The sequence below is a fragment of the Actinoplanes aureus genome (assembly GCF_015704865.1).
GTDB classification, from domain to species: Bacteria; Actinomycetota; Actinomycetes; order Mycobacteriales; family Micromonosporaceae; genus Actinoplanes; species Actinoplanes aureus.
This window is the reverse complement of sequence record NZ_JADQTO010000020.1, coordinates 78,770-94,205: the sequence shown is the minus strand read 5'-3', so window position 1 is coordinate 94,205 and position 15,436 is coordinate 78,770. Positions and strand designations below refer to the sequence as shown.

The 15,436-nt window shown below is 70.2% G+C and carries 16 protein-coding genes; 3 read left to right on the top strand and 13 right to left on the bottom strand.

Annotation, left to right across the window (positions count from 1 at the left end; genetic code table 11):
- Positions 1-7 precede the first annotated feature (7 nt).
- The 4 genes from I4J89_RS33605 to I4J89_RS33590 all read right to left on the bottom strand — a co-directional run bounded on the left by I4J89_RS33605 (position 8) and on the right by I4J89_RS33590 (position 2,599).
- Positions 8-1,327: a glycosyltransferase gene (locus I4J89_RS33605; RefSeq protein WP_196418175.1), complete on the bottom strand. Its 1,320-nt coding sequence runs from the start codon at positions 1,325-1,327 to the stop codon at positions 8-10.
- Positions 1,324-1,893, bottom strand: coding sequence for a TetR/AcrR family transcriptional regulator (locus I4J89_RS33600; RefSeq protein WP_196418174.1), 570 nt, complete (start codon positions 1,891-1,893; stop codon positions 1,324-1,326). Before I4J89_RS33600 ends, I4J89_RS33605 begins: the two co-directional genes overlap by 4 nt.
- 223 nt (positions 1,894-2,116) lie before the next feature.
- Positions 2,117-2,329 carry a hypothetical protein gene (locus I4J89_RS33595; RefSeq protein ID WP_196418173.1) on the bottom strand — a complete coding sequence of 71 codons (213 nt, stop codon included), beginning with the start codon at positions 2,327-2,329 and terminating at the stop codon, positions 2,117-2,119.
- 54 nt (positions 2,330-2,383) lie between these two features.
- Positions 2,384-2,599: a hypothetical protein gene (locus tag I4J89_RS33590; protein WP_196418172.1), complete on the bottom strand. Its 216-nt coding sequence runs from the start codon at positions 2,597-2,599 to the stop codon at positions 2,384-2,386.
- A 345-nt stretch (positions 2,600-2,944) separates the two neighbouring features.
- Between I4J89_RS33590 and I4J89_RS33585 the strand changes: the two genes are divergently transcribed.
- Complete coding sequence (locus I4J89_RS33585) at positions 2,945-3,097, top strand: hypothetical protein (protein ID WP_196418171.1); 153 nt, start codon at positions 2,945-2,947, stop codon at positions 3,095-3,097.
- A gap of 362 nt (positions 3,098-3,459) precedes the next feature.
- Here the strand turns inward: I4J89_RS33585 and I4J89_RS33580 are convergent, their stop codons facing one another.
- Positions 3,460-3,939 (bottom strand): hypothetical protein, encoded by a 480-nt coding sequence (locus I4J89_RS33580; protein WP_196418170.1) that lies wholly within the window; start codon positions 3,937-3,939, stop codon positions 3,460-3,462.
- Positions 3,940-4,408: 469 nt separating this feature from the next.
- On the opposite strand from I4J89_RS33580, the gene I4J89_RS33575 reads away from it, so the two are divergent.
- A complete protein-coding gene (locus I4J89_RS33575) occupies positions 4,409-5,155 on the top strand; it encodes a GNAT family N-acetyltransferase (protein ID WP_196418169.1) in 747 nt (248 codons plus the stop codon).
- Here the strand turns inward: I4J89_RS33575 and I4J89_RS33570 are convergent.
- The 4 genes from I4J89_RS33570 to I4J89_RS33555 form a co-directional block, all read right to left on the bottom strand.
- A complete protein-coding gene (locus I4J89_RS33570) occupies positions 5,096-5,923 on the bottom strand; it encodes a class I SAM-dependent methyltransferase (protein WP_196418168.1) in 828 nt (275 codons plus the stop codon). The genes I4J89_RS33575 and I4J89_RS33570 overlap by 60 nt on opposite strands.
- 514 nt (positions 5,924-6,437) lie before the next feature.
- On the bottom strand, positions 6,438-8,105 hold the full coding sequence (locus I4J89_RS33565) for a glycoside hydrolase family 43 protein (RefSeq protein WP_230860037.1): 1,668 nt from the start codon (positions 8,103-8,105) through the stop codon (positions 6,438-6,440).
- A 76-nt stretch (positions 8,106-8,181) separates the two neighbouring features.
- Entirely contained in the window at positions 8,182-9,204 is a 1,023-nt protein-coding gene (locus tag I4J89_RS33560; RefSeq protein ID WP_196418167.1) for a glycoside hydrolase family 11 protein, read from the bottom strand.
- A gap of 805 nt (positions 9,205-10,009) precedes the next feature.
- Positions 10,010-10,432: an SRPBCC family protein gene (locus I4J89_RS33555; protein WP_196418166.1), complete on the bottom strand. Its 423-nt coding sequence runs from the start codon at positions 10,430-10,432 to the stop codon at positions 10,010-10,012.
- Between the two features lie 23 nt (positions 10,433-10,455).
- On the opposite strand from I4J89_RS33555, the gene I4J89_RS33550 reads away from it, so the two are divergent.
- A complete protein-coding gene (locus tag I4J89_RS33550; protein WP_196418165.1) occupies positions 10,456-10,989 on the top strand; it encodes a TetR family transcriptional regulator in 534 nt (177 codons plus the stop codon).
- A gap of 4 nt (positions 10,990-10,993) precedes the next feature.
- Here I4J89_RS33550 and I4J89_RS33545 read toward each other — a convergent pair whose 3' ends face one another.
- Genes I4J89_RS33545 through I4J89_RS33530 form a run of 4 tightly spaced genes read right to left on the bottom strand, consistent with a single transcriptional unit; the run spans position 10,994 to position 15,427 of the window.
- Positions 10,994-11,800, bottom strand: coding sequence for an SDR family oxidoreductase (locus tag I4J89_RS33545; protein WP_230860036.1), 807 nt, complete (start codon positions 11,798-11,800; stop codon positions 10,994-10,996).
- Positions 11,801-11,817: 17 nt separating this feature from the next.
- Positions 11,818-13,284 carry a class I adenylate-forming enzyme family protein gene (locus I4J89_RS33540; RefSeq protein WP_196418163.1) on the bottom strand — a complete coding sequence of 489 codons (1,467 nt, stop codon included), beginning with the start codon at positions 13,282-13,284 and terminating at the stop codon, positions 11,818-11,820.
- Entirely contained in the window at positions 13,281-14,258 is a 978-nt protein-coding gene (locus I4J89_RS33535; RefSeq protein WP_196418162.1) for an acyl-CoA dehydrogenase family protein, read from the bottom strand. The genes I4J89_RS33540 and I4J89_RS33535 overlap by 4 nt, the downstream gene beginning before the upstream one ends.
- Positions 14,255-15,427, bottom strand: coding sequence for an acyl-CoA dehydrogenase family protein (locus tag I4J89_RS33530; RefSeq protein ID WP_196418161.1), 1,173 nt, complete (start codon positions 15,425-15,427; stop codon positions 14,255-14,257). The genes I4J89_RS33535 and I4J89_RS33530 overlap by 4 nt, the downstream gene beginning before the upstream one ends.
- Between the last annotated feature and the right edge of the window lie 9 nt (positions 15,428-15,436).

The window sequence follows — 15,436 nt, the reverse complement described above, 5'->3', positions numbered from 1 at the left end:
CTGCCGATCAGGTTGGTCGCCGCGCCGGGCGACGTTCCGGACCGCTGGTGGCCGTCGGGTTCTGCACATCCTCGAGTTCGGCGAGCAGCCGGCCTGACCGGGCGTCGTGCAGCAGTGCGGCGCCGAGCCGGCCGGCCGCCCGGCGGTGCGACCCGTCGTCGAGCACGCGGCGGATCGCGGCGGCGATCCGCGCGGGCGCGGCGGTGCGTGACAGCGCCACCCCGGCGCCGTGGTGAGTGACCCGGGCGGCGTTGTCGGCCTGGTCGCGGCCGTGCGGCAGGATGACCGCCGGCAGCCCGGCCGCGAACGCCTTTACCAGGGTGCCGTGGCCGCCGTGGGTGACGACCAGGGCCGCCTCGGGCAGCACCGCGGCGTGCGGTGCGGCCTCGACCACACGCACGGAGGCGGGCGCGCGCAGGGCGCCGGGGTCGATGACCGGGCCCGTGGTCACCAGGCCGCGAACCGGCAGAGCGGCCAGGGCGTCGATGATCCGCTGGAGGCAGGCCGCCTGGTCCTGGAACGTGGTGGACAGCGACACCAGCACGAGCGGGGCATCGCCCGGCGGCGCCGACCACGTCCGGTCGGCCCAGGCCGGATCGTCGAGCACCGGGCCGACGTAGCGGGCCGAGGACGGCAGTGCCGCCGGGAAGTCGAACGCGGCACTGGTCAGCAGCAGTTGGCGGCGCGCCTCGAGGACCTGGTCCTGGAAGTGGGCCAGCGGCGGCAGGCCGTGCGCTGCGCGGGTGGCGTTCAGGCCGGGCAGCGCGGCGCCGTCCCACATTCGTTGGCTCATCGCACGGAAGATCTGGTCGCGCAGGTGGCCGAGCGGGCCTCGGGCCGGCGCGAAGCCCGGGCCGAAGGGCGGCATGCCCCTGGCGGGCAGCGGATAGACGTTCGGTAGGAGTACGTCGAACGGCACGCGTTCGGCCTTGGCCGCCAGCATCGCGCCGAACGCGAAGAACGAGGTCACCACCAGGTCGGGCCGGCCCGCCGGGTCCGCCTGGAAGGCGTCGAGGACGTCGCGGGCGTAGCCGGCCGCCGGCTCGACGATGAGGTGGTTGATCATCGCGCGTAGCAGCGCGGGTGGGCTGTTGAGTTCCCACTCCCGGTAGGGAGCGTGCTCAGGGCTGTGATCCGGGCGGTTGAGGCCGTGCTGCCAGCGCCGGAACGTCGCGCCGGAGCGGGCGACCGCCGTCGCCATCGAGTCCTCGGCCAGGACCGTGACCCGGTGGCCGCGCTCCACGAGGCGGCGCGCGACGCCGAGCTCGGGCGCGACGGTGCCGCCGCCTCCGTCGGTGAGCGCGAACAGATACGCGTTGCAGTTCATGGTTGGTCTCCCGGGAGTACGCCGCGCACCAGCGCGGTCATCGCGCGGATCGTTTCGGAGCGGCTGAGACGCAGGTCCCGGCGCAACAGCTTCCAGGTGTAGACGTCGGTGGCGGCGTGCAGCGCGTTGACGGCGCGGCGCCGCTCGGCCGCAGCGGCGGGCAGCGCCTGGGCGAAGGTGTCCTCCAGCCAGCCGCGGTGGGCGGCCCGGGCGTGGTCGAGCAGGACGGCCAGGCGGCCCAGCCGCTCCGCCGACATGGCCCAGCGGACGTTGAGATCCCCGAACCGCTCGTACTGCTCCACCAGCACCTCGACCGCGTGCCCGGGGTCGCCCCGGCGCACGGAGGTGCGCAGCGCCTCGGTCTCGCCGCGCAGCAGCTCGATCGCGGCCAGGGCCGCGCCCTCTTTGGACTGGTAGTGGTTGAGCACGGTCTGGTGGGACACCTTGGCGGTGGCGGCGATGTCGGCCAGCGTGACGTCGTCGTAGGCGCACTCCATCAACAGCCGCAGTGCCGAGCGCGCGATCCGTTCACGGGTCGCCGCCACCGCCTCCGCCCTGCTAGCCATCCCGTGACCCTCCCGCCATTTCGTTTGAGTGCCAGTCAAGCATTTCGCTTTAGTCGCAGTCAAACTTTGTCAGGAGTACGACCCGGCTGAACCGGTGCCCGGCAGGGCTGCCGGACCGGTCGCGACGGTTGACTGGCAGGAGTGCGTATTCGTCTGGTGCGAGTTCTCAGCGCCGGACCGGTCGGCGTTGGCGCAGCGTTACCGGCGGGTGTTGTTGTCCTGGTCAGGTTTTGCGGACCGCGCTGGTGAAGCCGGCGATGAAGAGGGCGGCGAAGGCCCAGGCGAGGGCTTGTAGGAGCCAGCCGGCGGTGAGGGCTTGTCCGGCGGTGGTGGGGGTGGGGGCGCATTGGTCGCGGGTGGTGGTCTTGAGGAGGGCCCAGGTGCGGTCGGCGCCGGTGATGGCGCGGCGGGGGATTTGGTCGCGGCGTTGGGCCATGAGGATGTCGCGGACTTCGTGGTCGTGGCCGGCGACGCGGTGGACGGCGGCTAGTTACTGGTAGGGCTGGGCGGCGTAGGCGGGGGTGTGCTCGCGCAGCAGCCGCAGCCACCGCTTGAGTGATCCTGGTTTGGGGAGTCCGGTGTAGGTGGTGCCGTCGAGGTCGGCCAACGTCTTATCCCGGGGGTCGGCCGAGCGGGTGTTGGTGGTGTCGAGCCACAATCCGCCGCCGATGCGGGCACCGGCCAGTTGGAGGACGCCCAGCTGCAATGCAGTTGGCCGAGGTGGGCGTCGCGCAGCCGGATCGCACCGCCGCCGGCGGTGCTGGTGACCGTTGTCCCGGCCAGCCCCATGAGCCGGGCGGTCAACCGGTCGGCGTCGATCGCTGGATCGTTCGAGGCGGGCGACGGCCCGATGCGCGATCCGTTCAAGATCAGGGCCAGCAGGCTGGTGTCGCGCAGCAGTAGGCCGTCGGGCAGGTGACAGGCGACCAGCTGCACGTTCAGATCGCGGGTGATGTTCTCCAGGTCGATGCGGCCGGCGATACGGGCGCCGCGTAGCTGCAGCCCGCGCGGGTCGGGCTCGGCGGCCAGCCGGCCCAGCACGATGTCGCGGATGATCCGCGCGGACGGTGCGTTCGGGGTCGTCCCAGGAGCGCATCGCGGTCTCGTCGACCGGCTCGTCGCCGGCGAGGTCCAGCAGCTCCCCTCGGATCACGCTGTCGATCAGTTGCTGCTCAAGCTTGGTCGGCTGGTGATTGTCCGCTAGCCCCATGTGCACAGACTGGCCCTGCCGCAACGACGACGGACAGGGCCATGGCGCGGAACCGACAGTGACCTGCTATCGGGATCGCCTGGATCGAGCCGGGGTGTATCGGTCCCAAAGGCCGCCAGCGTGAGCGCCTGGCGGGCGGTGCTGGTCTGGTGGAAGCCGAGCGCGTCGGCGGCGACCGGCGGCGGGGCCCGCAGCACCAGCTGTCGCGTTCGGCTCTAGGTTGCGGATGATCAAGTCGCTGACTCTCCATCGCACCGATGAAATCCGCATCTCTTTACTGACGACATCGCGTATCGATGTGTCGTGAGTTCGGGACGCGTGACTGCGTACCGGCTCTTGGCCAGGCGGAAGCGGATTTAAGACGCCTCTCGGCTGTGCAGCGGGTTGATGTCGTCGAGGAGCGGCTGCCAGCCGTGTCCTTTCAGCTCAGTCGTGATCTCTCGTGCGACGCCCCGGGTGTCGGCGGCTTCGTCATGGTTTCCCAGTCGGCTGCTAACGGTTGCTGAGTCGTTCAGTGCGGAGATGACGAGTTGCCACTGCACCTCGCTGAGTTCAATCTCGATCCTCAGGTCGAGGGGTGGCCAGGTGGCGAGTTCCTGGGGGTCGCTCGGTCGTTCGGGAAGCCGGTCCGCTCCAGCTCGGCGGATGTCTTCGGTGAACTCGAGCCATGAACGCCAATACGGGTGCTGGCCTTCGTGTTCCTCGTCGCCCTCCTCCACATCCCATCCTTCCGATCGAAGGCTGTAGGCCAAGCTGTCGAGAGCGGCGTCGACTGTCAGCCAATCTGACGCCAGCAGCAGCACCGAATAGTCGCTGCGAGAGGTAGGGATACTCACGCGTCGATCATGGCTAGGCGGTGCCGGATCTGTCCGGCGTTTGCTCGATCAGTGGAGGCGGGTAGTGCCGGACGACCACGCGATCAGGCGTACTTTTCTGCTGCGGCCGGCGCCTGCTGTGCGCAAGTCTTAGCCGGAACGTGTCATCCCGGAAACTGTTCGGGCGTGGTCAGTCGGTGCGGCGCACTCGAGCGCGTTTGGGCGGATGGTCTTGTTCAGGTCGGCCACGACCGGGCCGGCGCTGACCACCTTGGGCACCGCGGCGGCCTCGACACGGAAGGCGCAGAGGTCCTCGACAGGCACTCAAGGGCGTCGATCAGCGCCCGAGCCGGTCACCGACCAGGCGGTAGATGTGGGAAGCCGACAGCGTGATCCCGCGTCCGGTGAGCAAGGGAATTCGGTCGATGACCAGGATCAGGCGGGTTGTTTCTCGGTAGCGGCCTCGCGCACTGCTTGCCATCATGCGTCCATGACCGACCATCCTCTGCTTGACCGTGCTCGGCGGCTCTGGTCCGACCTGGCCGGGGCGCCGGTCGCGTTCAAGGATGCGGCGATCGACGTGGCTGTCTCTTCCCGGTCGCTGCTGTGCCCGCCAGGTTGGGTGGGCGTCGTCGGTCTCGGAAGCGCAGTGATCGGGACCGCCCCTGACGGCGACACCGCCGAGATGGTGCGGGCCAGCCTGAGCGATCTTCCGTCGACTGCTATGACTGACCCCGCAGTGGTTGGTGGCAGGTTGCCTGTCGCTGAGGTTCTGGGGCCGGCGAGCTTGGCTTACTGCGATGTGGCCGGTTTCCGTCCGGTCGGGTTCGAAGTGGTGGAGATGGCCCCGGCGGGCCATACCGATGTGGGAACTCTGCTGGCTTCGGTGCCGGCTGAAGACGCCGACGAGTCGGGCCTGGCCGAGATCACGTCACCGGCGTTCGTGGTGCGTACCGGGTCGGAGGTCATTGCAGCGGCGGGCTACCGAACTTGGCCCTGCAGCACCGCCCATGTCAGCGTGTTGACCGTCCCGGCCAAGCGTGGGCGAGGGCTTGCGCGCACGGTCGCCGCCGCAGCCGTCACCCATGCGCTGGACGGTGGTCTGCTGCCTCAGTGGCGGGCCCGGCCCGATGCGTCACGTCGAGTAGCCCGAGCGCTCGGGTTCCGTGAGCTGGGCTCACAGCTGAGTATCTGTCTCCTGCCGGCCGGCGCGGCCGAGAGCGTAGATCACCTCTGAGGTGAGGGCGTGATCTTCGTTGGTGTTCAGGAGATCAGCCAGGGTGCTGGTGTACTCGGCGCGGAATGTCGCTACCTGCGTGGGACTGAGCGCGGCGATCGCGTCGTGGTGCGGGCCCTGGGTGTGGGCTTGCCAGGCGTACTCGAGGTCGGCGCGGGAGAACCGAACGGTCTCGGTGACCACCTGGGCGGGGATGAACCCGGCGTCGCGAAGTTCTTGCCGGCATCGAGACGGCATGCCAAGCGGTGTGGCGGGATCGGTGAGGGCCAGACCGTAGTGGCTGGCCTGTTCGCGGAAGAGCCTGGCCGCGACCGGGAATCCTTCCCGCATGGTGGAGAACGCGACGAGGCCGCCGGGCTTCAGGAGCCGCCGCCACTCGCGTAGAGCGGTTCGGATGGGCAGATAGAGCAGTCCGGCGGAGCAGAGCACGAGGTCGAACGAGCCGGTGTCCAGGTTCGGCAGAGAGGCAGCATCAGCCTTGATCAGGTCGACGTTCGTCATCCCCAGAGACGTCATCGATTGCCGTGCCCGGCTGAGCATGCCATCGGATATGTCCACGCCGAGCACGTGTGCGGTGGGGCCCGCGGCTCGCGCGGCGGCGATCGCAGCGAAGCCGGTGCCGGTAGCGGCGTCCAGGATGCGCATGCCGGCAGCGGGGGCGGCGAGCTCAACGAGCCGTTCGGCGTAGCGGATGTGCCAGGAGTTGTTGTCGTAGGTGGTGGCTCGCTGGTTGAAGGCGGATTCGATCGTCTCGCGAGAGGCGGGCATGTCGGTGATCCCCTTTGGGTTGTTCGGCGGCTGATGTCGGCGGCGTAGCTGGTCCAGTCGCCGGCGCTGGCGCTGGCGCGTTGCAAGACCGCGGCGACGCTGATGTGGATGCCGAGCATCGGGGCCAGAACTGCGGCGGGCAGGTCGGTGGCGAGCTGGAACAGGGCGTCCTCGGCCACGAACCACTTGCCGGCTTCGTCCGCGACCTGGCGGGCATCCGCCGCGGGCACGCCGTCATCGGTGCCACGGGCACGAGCGTTGCCGCCGACGTGGATGCGGCCGGGTTCGCCGCAGCCGGGGCAGGCGCGCCAGAAGCCGGGGTCGGGCCGGCTGCAGGCCTCGATCAGGTGGACCCTCGCATGCCATGCGATATTTTCGCGTTTCTGCGAACAGGGAAAGACCGTACAGCTCAGCGATCTCCCTCGACATGCCGTCTCTAGCTTCGTGATCTATAGCAGCGGCGGCATCGCTCAGGGACAGGCACTGAGCGGCGCGCTGTGAGCACCGCCCGGTGTCAGTCGGTGCGGTAGACGGCTCGATCGAAGTCGGCGTAGCCGCCCTCGGCACCCAGATCCTGCACCCAGAGCCCGACGAAGGCGCCGGTGAAGCCCCAAGCCTCGGGCTCGCCGGGTACCACCGTCACGGCGTACTCGTCGGACAGGGTGGTGGCGTCGAAGCTCCGGCCGAGGTCGTGCCAGACGGATCCGGCGTCGGGGTCGGTCGTGTAGGCGAAGGTCAGCGCCGGGCCGTCCAGGCGGGCACGCAAACCCACTCGCCGTACGTCACCGAGCGGGGTCCGCATGCCCGGCGCCGCGGTGACGCGCCCGCTGTCGCAGCACAGCACGTCGAGCACCGGGGTGCCGTCGTCGTCGGCGGTCATGTGCAGGTAGTACCAGTTGCGGGAGTTGTAGTACGCGGTGACGCCCGCCAGCTGCCGGTGGTTGCGGGGCTCGAACTCGCACGTCGCCTCGAAGGTGCAGCGCCGGGCCGTCACCCGGCGGGCCACCAGGCTCGGCCGGTGCCGTGCCATCGGCGACTGACCGCCCCGGATCCGCAGGTGCGACGGGCGGGCGGACAGATCGATCCAGTCCGGCGTGGCCGGGCGGCGCAGTGTCGACCAGTTGACGCCGAGGACCGGCGCCTCGAACGGGTCGTCCTCGAACTGCTCGGAGGAGGGCGGCCCGATCACCGCGGCGGCACCGGAGGGGGCCGGGACGTGTTCGGCCGGTATCCCGTCGTGGATGCGGGGCCATCCGCCGGCCGGCCAGTCCACCTTCTGCAGAGCGGTCTCACGCCCGAGGACGCACCGGCCGGACGGCGGGTACGGCCGGGCGGCGAGGTGCGCCAGGTACCAGTCGCCGGCCGAGGTCTGCACGAGGCTGCCGTGGCCGGCCTTCTGCAGGGTCAGGTCCGGGCGTCCGGCCGAGGTCAGCAGCGGCCCGCCCGGGTCCACCTCGTACGGCCCGAGCAGGTGCCGGGACCGGGCGACGGTGACCTGGTGGGTCCAGGTGGTGCCGCCCTCCGCGGTGACCAGGTAGTACCAGCCGTCGTTGCGATAGATGTTCGGCGCCTCGGTGAGCCCGGCCTCGGTGCCCTCGAAGATCAGGTGTTCCGGGCCGGCCAGGCGCCGTTCGTGACGGTCGTACCGCTGGATCGAGATGCCCGCGAAGCGGTTGCGCCCGGGTCGCCAGTCGGCACACATCGACAGCATCCAGGTCGTGCCGTCCTCGTCGTGGAACAGCGAGGCGTCGAAGCCGCGGCCGTGCAGAACCACCGGGTCCGACCACGGACCGGCCATGCTCGGTGCGGTGACCAGGTAGTTCTGCGGATCCCAATAGCCGCCGGCGAACGTCGCGACGTCGGTGTAGAGCAGATGGAACAGCCCGTCGGCGTAGGTCAGGTTGGGCGCCCAGACCCCGCACGAGTCGGCCGTCCCGGTGAGGTCGAGAAGCCGCCGCTCGGTCAGCACGCCGCCGAGCGGCCGCCAGTCGACCAGATCGGTCGAGTGGTGCACCCGCACGCCCGGGTACCACTCGAACGTCGACGTCGCGATGTAGTAGTCGGAACCGACCCGCAGGATCGACGGATCCGGATGAAATCCCGGCAGCACCGGGTTTCGGATCATGCGGTGGACGGTCCCGCCGTCACCGACGGTGGAGGCGGCGGCCTTGGCGATCGTCATGAATTACCTCCGCTGAGGGTGGCGCGGCGGCCGGGTCCGCCGCGCCACAGGAGCAGTGTCAGGAAGCGGGCCGGGGTCAGCTGGTCCGGCAGGTGACCGTCGGCCAGGTCCAGTTGCCGTTGGCCATGATGGTCACGCCGAAGTTGTTGCCGCTGCCGTTCGGTCGTGCGGTGACGCTTCCGGTCGTGCCGCTCACGGAGGCGTTCCAGCTGTTCTGGATGCTCTGGCCGCCGTTCAGGTTGAGGGTGACCGTCCAGTTGCTGGCGTTCTGGACCGCGACGTTGAGGTTGAACCGGTCACCGAACTGCTCGCCGGCCGAGAGCACCGCGGTGCAGTTGCTGCCCGGGTTACCGGGGGTCGGGCTGGTCGGGTTGGTGGGGCCGCTGCCTTCGCGGACGGTGATGTCGGAGCTGCCCTGGCTCTGATAGCCCTCGGTCGCCATGATCTGGTAGCTGTGGTTGGTGCCGAGGTTCAGGCCCGCGCGAGCCCAGGCGTCGAAGTGGTTGGCGATCGTGATGGTGCCGCTGCTGCGCTTCTGCTGCCGGACGCTCCAGAACTGGTAGAACGTCGCGGTGCCGTCGATCGACGGCTGGTTGACCCGCTGGCTGCGCAGGATGTCGTAGGTGCCGCCGTCGGTGGTGACCGTACCCATCCGGGTGGCCCCGCTGCTCGGGTTGTAGCTGCCGAAGTTCTCGACGATGTAGTACTCGATGAGCGGGTTGCGCGTCCATCCGTACAGGGCGAGGTAGGTGTTGTTGTTGCCCGGGTTGTAGGTGCCCGAGTAGGTGACCGTCCGCCGGGTGCCGGTGGCCCAGCCCTTGCCGCCGACCCAGTTGTTGGTGCTGCGGTCCCAGCTGCTGGTGTACCGGCCGTCGGCGCGCAGCGTCATGCTCGCGTTGCCGCTGTCCTTCCAGAACGAGAAGTAGTAGCCGTTGTGCGTGCCGGTGGTGTTGGAGCTGACGGTCCGGTCAGCCTCGGCGTGCGCGGTGCCGGCGATCGACACACCGGTGATCGCCATCGTCACGGCACAGGCTGCTGCGGCAAACAGGCGGATGCGGCCACGTCGGCGGCGCTTCGGGTGGGCGAGATCTGCGGTCATGTGAGTGCGTCCTCCTGGGATGAGGGCTGACGGGGAACAGCCCCACGGGCACGACAAACCACATCGGGGAAATGCCGGTGACGACGACGAGCGCCACCGTGGGTCGGTGTCGTCCCTCGTGCGGGGATAACGGCCATCGAGGCCCGTCATTGCGAGATCGTGGCCCGCCGACCGCCAGCTTGTCAACAACTTTCGGAGGGTCCCCGGAAATACCGAACTTGATCTTCAACGGACGCAGACAGCGATAAAGCGAGGCAGCGGCCCGATTTCGCCCCCACCTACCACAAGGCCGCGTCATCAGAAACGGCCACCAAATCCTCGACGGCGAGGAGAATTCCGAAACTTTCGGAGCGAGGCCGGATCATGGAGACGTCGAGGTCCGCTTGCCGGTCACTGTCCTTTTTCGGTACGCGTGACCGGCGTCCCGCCGAAGCCGACCCGTCCCCGCCCTCCCCGCGCGAGCCGAGCTGTCCGCCCCGGCCCCAGCGCGGCCGCCGGGAAACACCAAGCCGTCCCGCTACGGCAGGACCGGGCGCGATTGCTAGAGGGCTTCCGCGGTCAGGTCCTGGCCCAACCTCAATGCTGTCTCAACGGCCGCCAGACAGCGCCCGCGTTGGGCCAAGACCCTGAGCACGAAGGCTCCCTAGCCACGCGGCCGGGCTGTTTCCCGGCGGTCGCGTTGGGGCGGTGAGGGGAAGCCTGGCTTGCGCCCGGGAGAGCGGGGACGGGTCGGCTTCGGCGGGACGCCGGTTACGCGTACCCCGAATGAGCGGGACCGGCCGGCAGACCTCGACCGGGAGTGGGTTCAGCGGACCGCGGAGGCCTGGCGTGCGAAGCCTGCGGCTTCCCTGCGGAGCGCTGACCGCATCATGCCGCCGAACAGCACCGACGCCACACCGGCGGCACGGCCGGTGGTCTCCAGGACGAGAGTCATCCGGGTGCCCTCGCCGGCCGGCTCGAGCAGGTGGCGGCCGGTCAGGCGGAGGCCGGTCCGGCTGGTCTCCCAGGTGAACTCGCGCTCGGGTTCGAGGTGGGTCACGGTCCAGATCGCGCTGCTCTGGCCAGGCTGCTTGAGCCGGGCGGTGCTGCCGACGCGCAGCTCACCCGCGTCGAGCCGCTCCACTCGCTGCACGGTCGGCAGGAAGGTCGGCCAGTCGTCGATGTGGGTGGTCAGGCGCCAGATCAGCTCCACCGGCGCGTCGACAAGAACGGTCTCCTCGTAGCGCATGCGGCCACTGTACCATTTGGTACATGTCTGATGCCCGCGATGAGCTGCTCACCCGCATCCTCGACTTCGCGGCCCGCGACGGGCTGGCCGACCGCAGCCTGCGGGAGATCGCGACCGGCGCCGGCACCAGTCACCGGATGCTGCTGTTCCACTTCGGCAGCCGGGAGGGGCTGCTCACGGCCGTGGTCGGCGCGATGGAGGCGCGGCAGCGGGCCACGATGACCGCGCTGGCCGAGACCGCGAGCACCCCGGGTGAGCTGATGACCGGTGTGTGGCGGGCGGTTTCGGATCCTGAGGTCCGGCCGTTCGTGCGGCTGTTCTTCGAGGTGTTCGCGCTCACCGCGCGTGGGGCGGCGCCGGGGCCGGCCGGGCTCACCGCGAGCTGGCTGGACGACGCCGAGAGGGCGGCGGAGCGGCTCGGTGTCGCACCCGACCGGGCGGCGTTGCGGCTCGGCGTCGCGGTCGCCCGCGGCCTGCTGATCGACCTGCTCGCCGGCGAGGATCCGGCCGAGGTGGACGCGGCGCACGACCTGTTCGTCCAGCTCGCCGGCCGGTAGCTGGTCAGGTGCCGCGACGAGCGCGCTCCTCGTAGGCCTGACGCTCGACCGGGTCGGCCTGGCTCAGCACCTTCCCCGCGTCGGACAGGTTGTCGAGCGCGCCGGCGACCCGGCGCGGCAGGGCCTGCGTGAACTTCGTGGGGCCCTGGACCCAGCGCGGAACCCAGAGTTCGGCCCGCGGCTTGCGCAGCGCGAGTTCGATCACCTTGGCCACGTCCTCGGCGGTGACCGGCTTGACGCCCCTCGCGGCCGGGACCCCGGCGGAGAGTTCGGTCTGCACCACGGTCGGCAGGATGACCGTGACATCGATGCCGGCGGGTGCGAGTTCGGCCCGCATGGCCTCGCTGAACCCGACCACGGCGAATTTCGAGGCCGAGTAGCTGGCCGCGTTCGCGACCGCGAGGCGTCCCACCGCCGACGCCACGTTGACGATGTGGCCGCGACCTCGGTCGATCATTCCGGGAGCGACCGCCTTCGTACCGTTGATCGCGCCGAACACGTTGACGTCGAAAATGGTCCGGGTGAGCTCGTCGGGCTCCTTGAGCAGCGAGCCGAGCGGCATGATGCCGGCATTGTTGATCAGCGCGTCCCAGGGGCCGAGGTGGCTGACCTCGGCCATGAACTCTCGCCACGAGGCGGGATCCGTGACGTCCAGCCGGGCGGCCACCACCCGATCGCCGAAGGGCGCGGCGACCGAGGCCGCGAGGTCGGCGTCGAGGTCACCGACCGCTACCGAAGCACCGAGCCGCGCCAGGCGCTGCGCGGTGGCACGGCCGATACCCCGGGCGCCGCCCGTGACGATCACGGCCATCCCGGATATCTTGCGACTCATCGGATCTTGACCAGGTCGCGTACGGCCTTGCGGTTGATCTTTCCGACGCTGGTCAGCGGTACAGCGTCGAGCACGGTCACCTCGCGCGGATATTTGTACTTCGCCATCCGCGCTTTGGCGAACTCGACGAGCTCCGGGCCGCTCACCTGCTGACCCGGCACGAGCTGCACGACGGCGACCACCTCTTCGCCGTGCTCCGCGTCCGGCTTGCCGACACAGGCCGCGATCTGCACCGCCGGGTGCTCGAGCAGCACGTCCTCGACGTCGCGCGGGAAGACGTTGAAGCCGCCACGGATGATGAGATCCTTCAACCGGTCCACCACGTAGAGGAAGCCGTCCTCGTCGAGACGTCCGACGTCGCCGGTGTGCAGCCACCCGTCTCTCACCGTCTGGGCGGTCAGTTCCGGGTCGTTCCAGTAGCCGAGCATCACCCCGGGACCGCGGACACAGATCTCGCCGTCGACGATCGCCACCTCGGCATGCGGAAGCGGCTTGCCGACGCTGCCGGGCCGATGGTCCGTGATCGTCTCCGCCGAGATCACCGCGCTGGATTCCGTGCAGCCGTAGCCCTCCAGAATGGTCACGCCGAACGCCTTCTCGGCAGCGGCGCGGATCGCGAGCGGCAGGGTGGCACCGCCCGAGCCGAAGTACTGCAGCGAGGACAGGTCGTAGTCGCTGTACGGCTGGGCGAGCAGCAGCTGCAGCATCGTGGGGACGACCGGGCTGGTCTCGAGGCGGTACTCGGCGACCAGCTTCAGCCAGCCGACCGGGTCGAACCAGCGCTGCAGCACCGAGACGAGCCGGCGTTCGGAGTGCAGGCCGCCGATGACGACGATGAGACCGTAGGCGTGCGACAGCGGCAGTGGCAGCAGTGACCGGGTCGCGGTCGTCGACCGGGACACCAGTTCGATGCCGCGGCCGGATTCCCACAGGCCGCGGTGGCTGAGCATGACGCCTTTCGCTCGTCCGGTCGTACCCCCGGTGTAGAGCAGCGCCGCGAGGTCGTCGTCCGCGCGCGGCTCGATCGCGGCCGGCTCGCCGGCCTCGAGCGCGGCGTAGCTGTCGCCGACGACGAAGGTCGTGATCCCCAGACCTTCGGCGGCGGCGCTGAACAGCGGGACCAGCTCCGGGCTGATGATCGCCGCGGTGGCGCCGGAGTCGGTGAGGATGTGCCGCAGCTCCGGCCCGCTCTGCAGGAAGATCACCGGCGTCACCACCGCGCCGGCCCGCCAGATCGCCCGGTAGGAGATGAACACCTCGGGGGTGTTCATGGTCATCACGACCACCCGGTCGCCCGGCTGAACCCCATGCGCGCGCAGCCCTGCGGCGACCCGGGTCGATCGCTCGTGGATCTCACCGGAGGTCAGCCATTTACCCTCGAAGAACAGCGATTCGTAGTCGCCGAGGCGCTCGAAGGCCTTCTCGGCGAGGACGGCGAGGTTGTGCTCGCCAGGACTGGTCATGATGCCGCCTCCATCGCGAGCCGGGCGACCTCGTCGAAGGCCGCCACGTCGTCTCCGAGCAGGAATCGGTCCACCTTGGCGCGCCGCCAGTACAGGTGCGCGTCGTGTTCCCAGGTGAACCCGATGCCGCCGTGCACCTGGATCACCGTCTCGGCCGCGTGCTCCAGGGTGGTGGCCGCCGCGGCCTTGGCGGCGGCCGCGGCCAGGGGAAGCTCGCCGGGCGCGTGGCCGGCGGCCCAGGCGGCCCACCAGACCAGCGACCGCAGCTGCTCCACCTCGACGTAGACGTCGACGAGCATGTGCTTGATCGCCTGGTACGAGCCGATCGGACGGCCGAACGCGTGGCGGTCCTTCGCGTACGCCACGCCCATCTCCAGCAGGCGGGCGGCGGCACCCAGGCCTTCGGCGGCGAGGATGGTACGGCCGACGCGCTCGGCCCGCTGCCACCGTTCGCCGGCGTCGCGTACCAGAACGGTGGTCTCGTCCAGGGCGACATCACCGAGACCGCGGGTCGGGTCGATCGGCTCCCGGGCGGTGACCGCGCCCGGCCCGCAGACCAGGGCGCCGTCGCGCAGCGCCAGGAAGGTGTCGGCGCCGATGGCGTCCAGGACCGGACCGCTGTCGTCGACGACCGCGACGCCCAGGCTGCCGTCGGCCAGGCCGGCCAGCCGGTCCGCGTCGCCGTCCAGGAGCACGGCCGCCCGCGCGAAGTTCACCAGCGACGGACCCGCGAGCACCCGCCCAGCCTGCTCGGCCACCACGGCGAGCTGCAGGACACTGCCGCCGCCCCCGCCGGCACTCTCCGGGACCGTGATCGTCGCGAAGCCGCTCTTGACCAGCTCCGCGCGGCCCGGCCGGACGCCGGTGCCCTCTTCCAGCGCCGCCCGGGCCGCCGCCGGGGAAGCCGCCGCCGACAGGAACTCACGAGCGCCGCCGGCCAGGTCCAGGTGTTCTTGGTCCAGGTCGAAGTTCATGCCAGGCTCTCCTTGAACGTGACGCCCTTGTCGGCACGGGGTTCGGCGGGCAGACCGAGGACCCGCTCGCCGATGATGTTGCGCAGCACCTGGTCGCTGCCGCCCGCGATCGCCATGCCCGGAAGCACGGCCTGCATGGTCTGCCAGGTGTCACCGTCGACGCGCGCGTCGTCTCCGAGGACACGAACAGCGAGGTCGGTCAGGTCACGCGCCGACCGGGTGCCGCTCAGCTTCCCGGCCGACGCCTCCGGACCGGGCAGCTCGCCGCGGCTGAGCTTCGAGAGCTGGCGGTAACCGGTGTAGCGGGCCCCGAGCGAGGCGACGTACCCGCGACCCAGCTGCTGGCGGGCCAGCACCTGCCGGTCGGCGGAGAGCGCGCCGATGCGTTCAGCGACGTGCCGGGCCACCGCTTCGGGCTTGGGCCCGATCGACGTGCCGCCGCCGCCGAGCGAGAGCCGCTCGCTCATCAGCGTCGTCAGCGCCACCCGCCAGCCGTCGCCGACCTCACCGAGCCGCTCGGCGTCGGGTACGGCCACGTCGTCGAAGAACACCTCGTTGAAGTGCGCCTCGCCGTTCATCTGCTTCAACGGCCGTACCGTGACGCCCGGAGCCTTCATGTCGACGACGAACATGGTCAAGCCGCGGTGCTTGGGAACATCAGGATCGGTACGGGTGAGCAGGATCCCGAAGTCGGCGATGTGCGCGAGCGTCGTCCACACCTTCTGCCCGGTGACCCGCCAGCCGCCGTCGTCGTCGCGGACCGCTCTGGTACGCAGCCCGGCCAGATCGCTGCCGGCCTCCGGCTCACTGAACAGCTGGCACCACAGGTCGTCGGCCCGCAGCAGCCGCTGGAGATAGCGCTCCTTCTGGCCGTCGCTGCCGTGCACGATCACGGTCGGACCGCACATGCCGATGCCGATGAGGTTGATCAGAGCGGGCAGGCCGAGCCGGGCCATCTCCTGGTCGACGATCGCCTGCTGCATCAGCGTGCCACCCAGGCCGCCGGCCTCCACCGGCCAGGCGACCCCGACGAATCCGGCTTCGTACAGGGCGGCCTGCCAGGCCCGGGCAGCGTCGCGATCGGACGGTCGCTCACCGCTGTGCTGTTCGAGGAAGGCGCGCACCTCGGCACGCCAGACCGCCTCGTCGGGGGTGTCGTCGAAATCCATGCCGGTCCC

Bases quoted from the DNA above. Each gene is read 5' to 3' on its own strand.
- I4J89_RS33595 (WP_196418173.1), bottom strand. From the start codon at position 2,329: ATGGCCCAACGCCGCGACCAAATCCCCCGCCGCGCCATCACCGGCGCC.
- I4J89_RS33570 (WP_196418168.1), bottom strand. From the start codon at position 5,923: ATGCCCGCCTCTCGCGAGACGATCGAATCCGCCTTCAACCAGCGAGCC.
- I4J89_RS33540 (WP_196418163.1), bottom strand. From the start codon at position 13,284: ATGACCAGTCCTGGCGAGCACAACCTCGCCGTCCTCGCCGAGAAGGCC.
- I4J89_RS33600 (WP_196418174.1), bottom strand. From the start codon at position 1,893: ATGGCTAGCAGGGCGGAGGCGGTGGCGGCGACCCGTGAACGGATCGCG.
- I4J89_RS33605 (WP_196418175.1), bottom strand. From the start codon at position 1,327: ATGAACTGCAACGCGTATCTGTTCGCGCTCACCGACGGAGGCGGCGGC.
- I4J89_RS33535 (WP_196418162.1), bottom strand. From the start codon at position 14,258: ATGAACTTCGACCTGGACCAAGAACACCTGGACCTGGCCGGCGGCGCT.
- I4J89_RS33545 (WP_230860036.1), bottom strand. From the start codon at position 11,800: ATGGCCGTGATCGTCACGGGCGGCGCCCGGGGTATCGGCCGTGCCACC.
- I4J89_RS33555 (WP_196418166.1), bottom strand. From the start codon at position 10,432: ATGCGCTACGAGGAGACCGTTCTTGTCGACGCGCCGGTGGAGCTGATC.
- I4J89_RS33585 (WP_196418171.1), top strand. From the start codon at position 2,945: ATGATCCGCGCGGACGGTGCGTTCGGGGTCGTCCCAGGAGCGCATCGC.
- I4J89_RS33530 (WP_196418161.1), bottom strand. From the start codon at position 15,427: ATGGATTTCGACGACACCCCCGACGAGGCGGTCTGGCGTGCCGAGGTG.
- I4J89_RS33565 (WP_230860037.1), bottom strand. From the start codon at position 8,105: ATGACGATCGCCAAGGCCGCCGCCTCCACCGTCGGTGACGGCGGGACC.
- I4J89_RS33550 (WP_196418165.1), top strand. From the start codon at position 10,456: ATGTCTGATGCCCGCGATGAGCTGCTCACCCGCATCCTCGACTTCGCG.
- I4J89_RS33575 (WP_196418169.1), top strand. From the start codon at position 4,409: ATGACCGACCATCCTCTGCTTGACCGTGCTCGGCGGCTCTGGTCCGAC.
- I4J89_RS33560 (WP_196418167.1), bottom strand. From the start codon at position 9,204: ATGACCGCAGATCTCGCCCACCCGAAGCGCCGCCGACGTGGCCGCATC.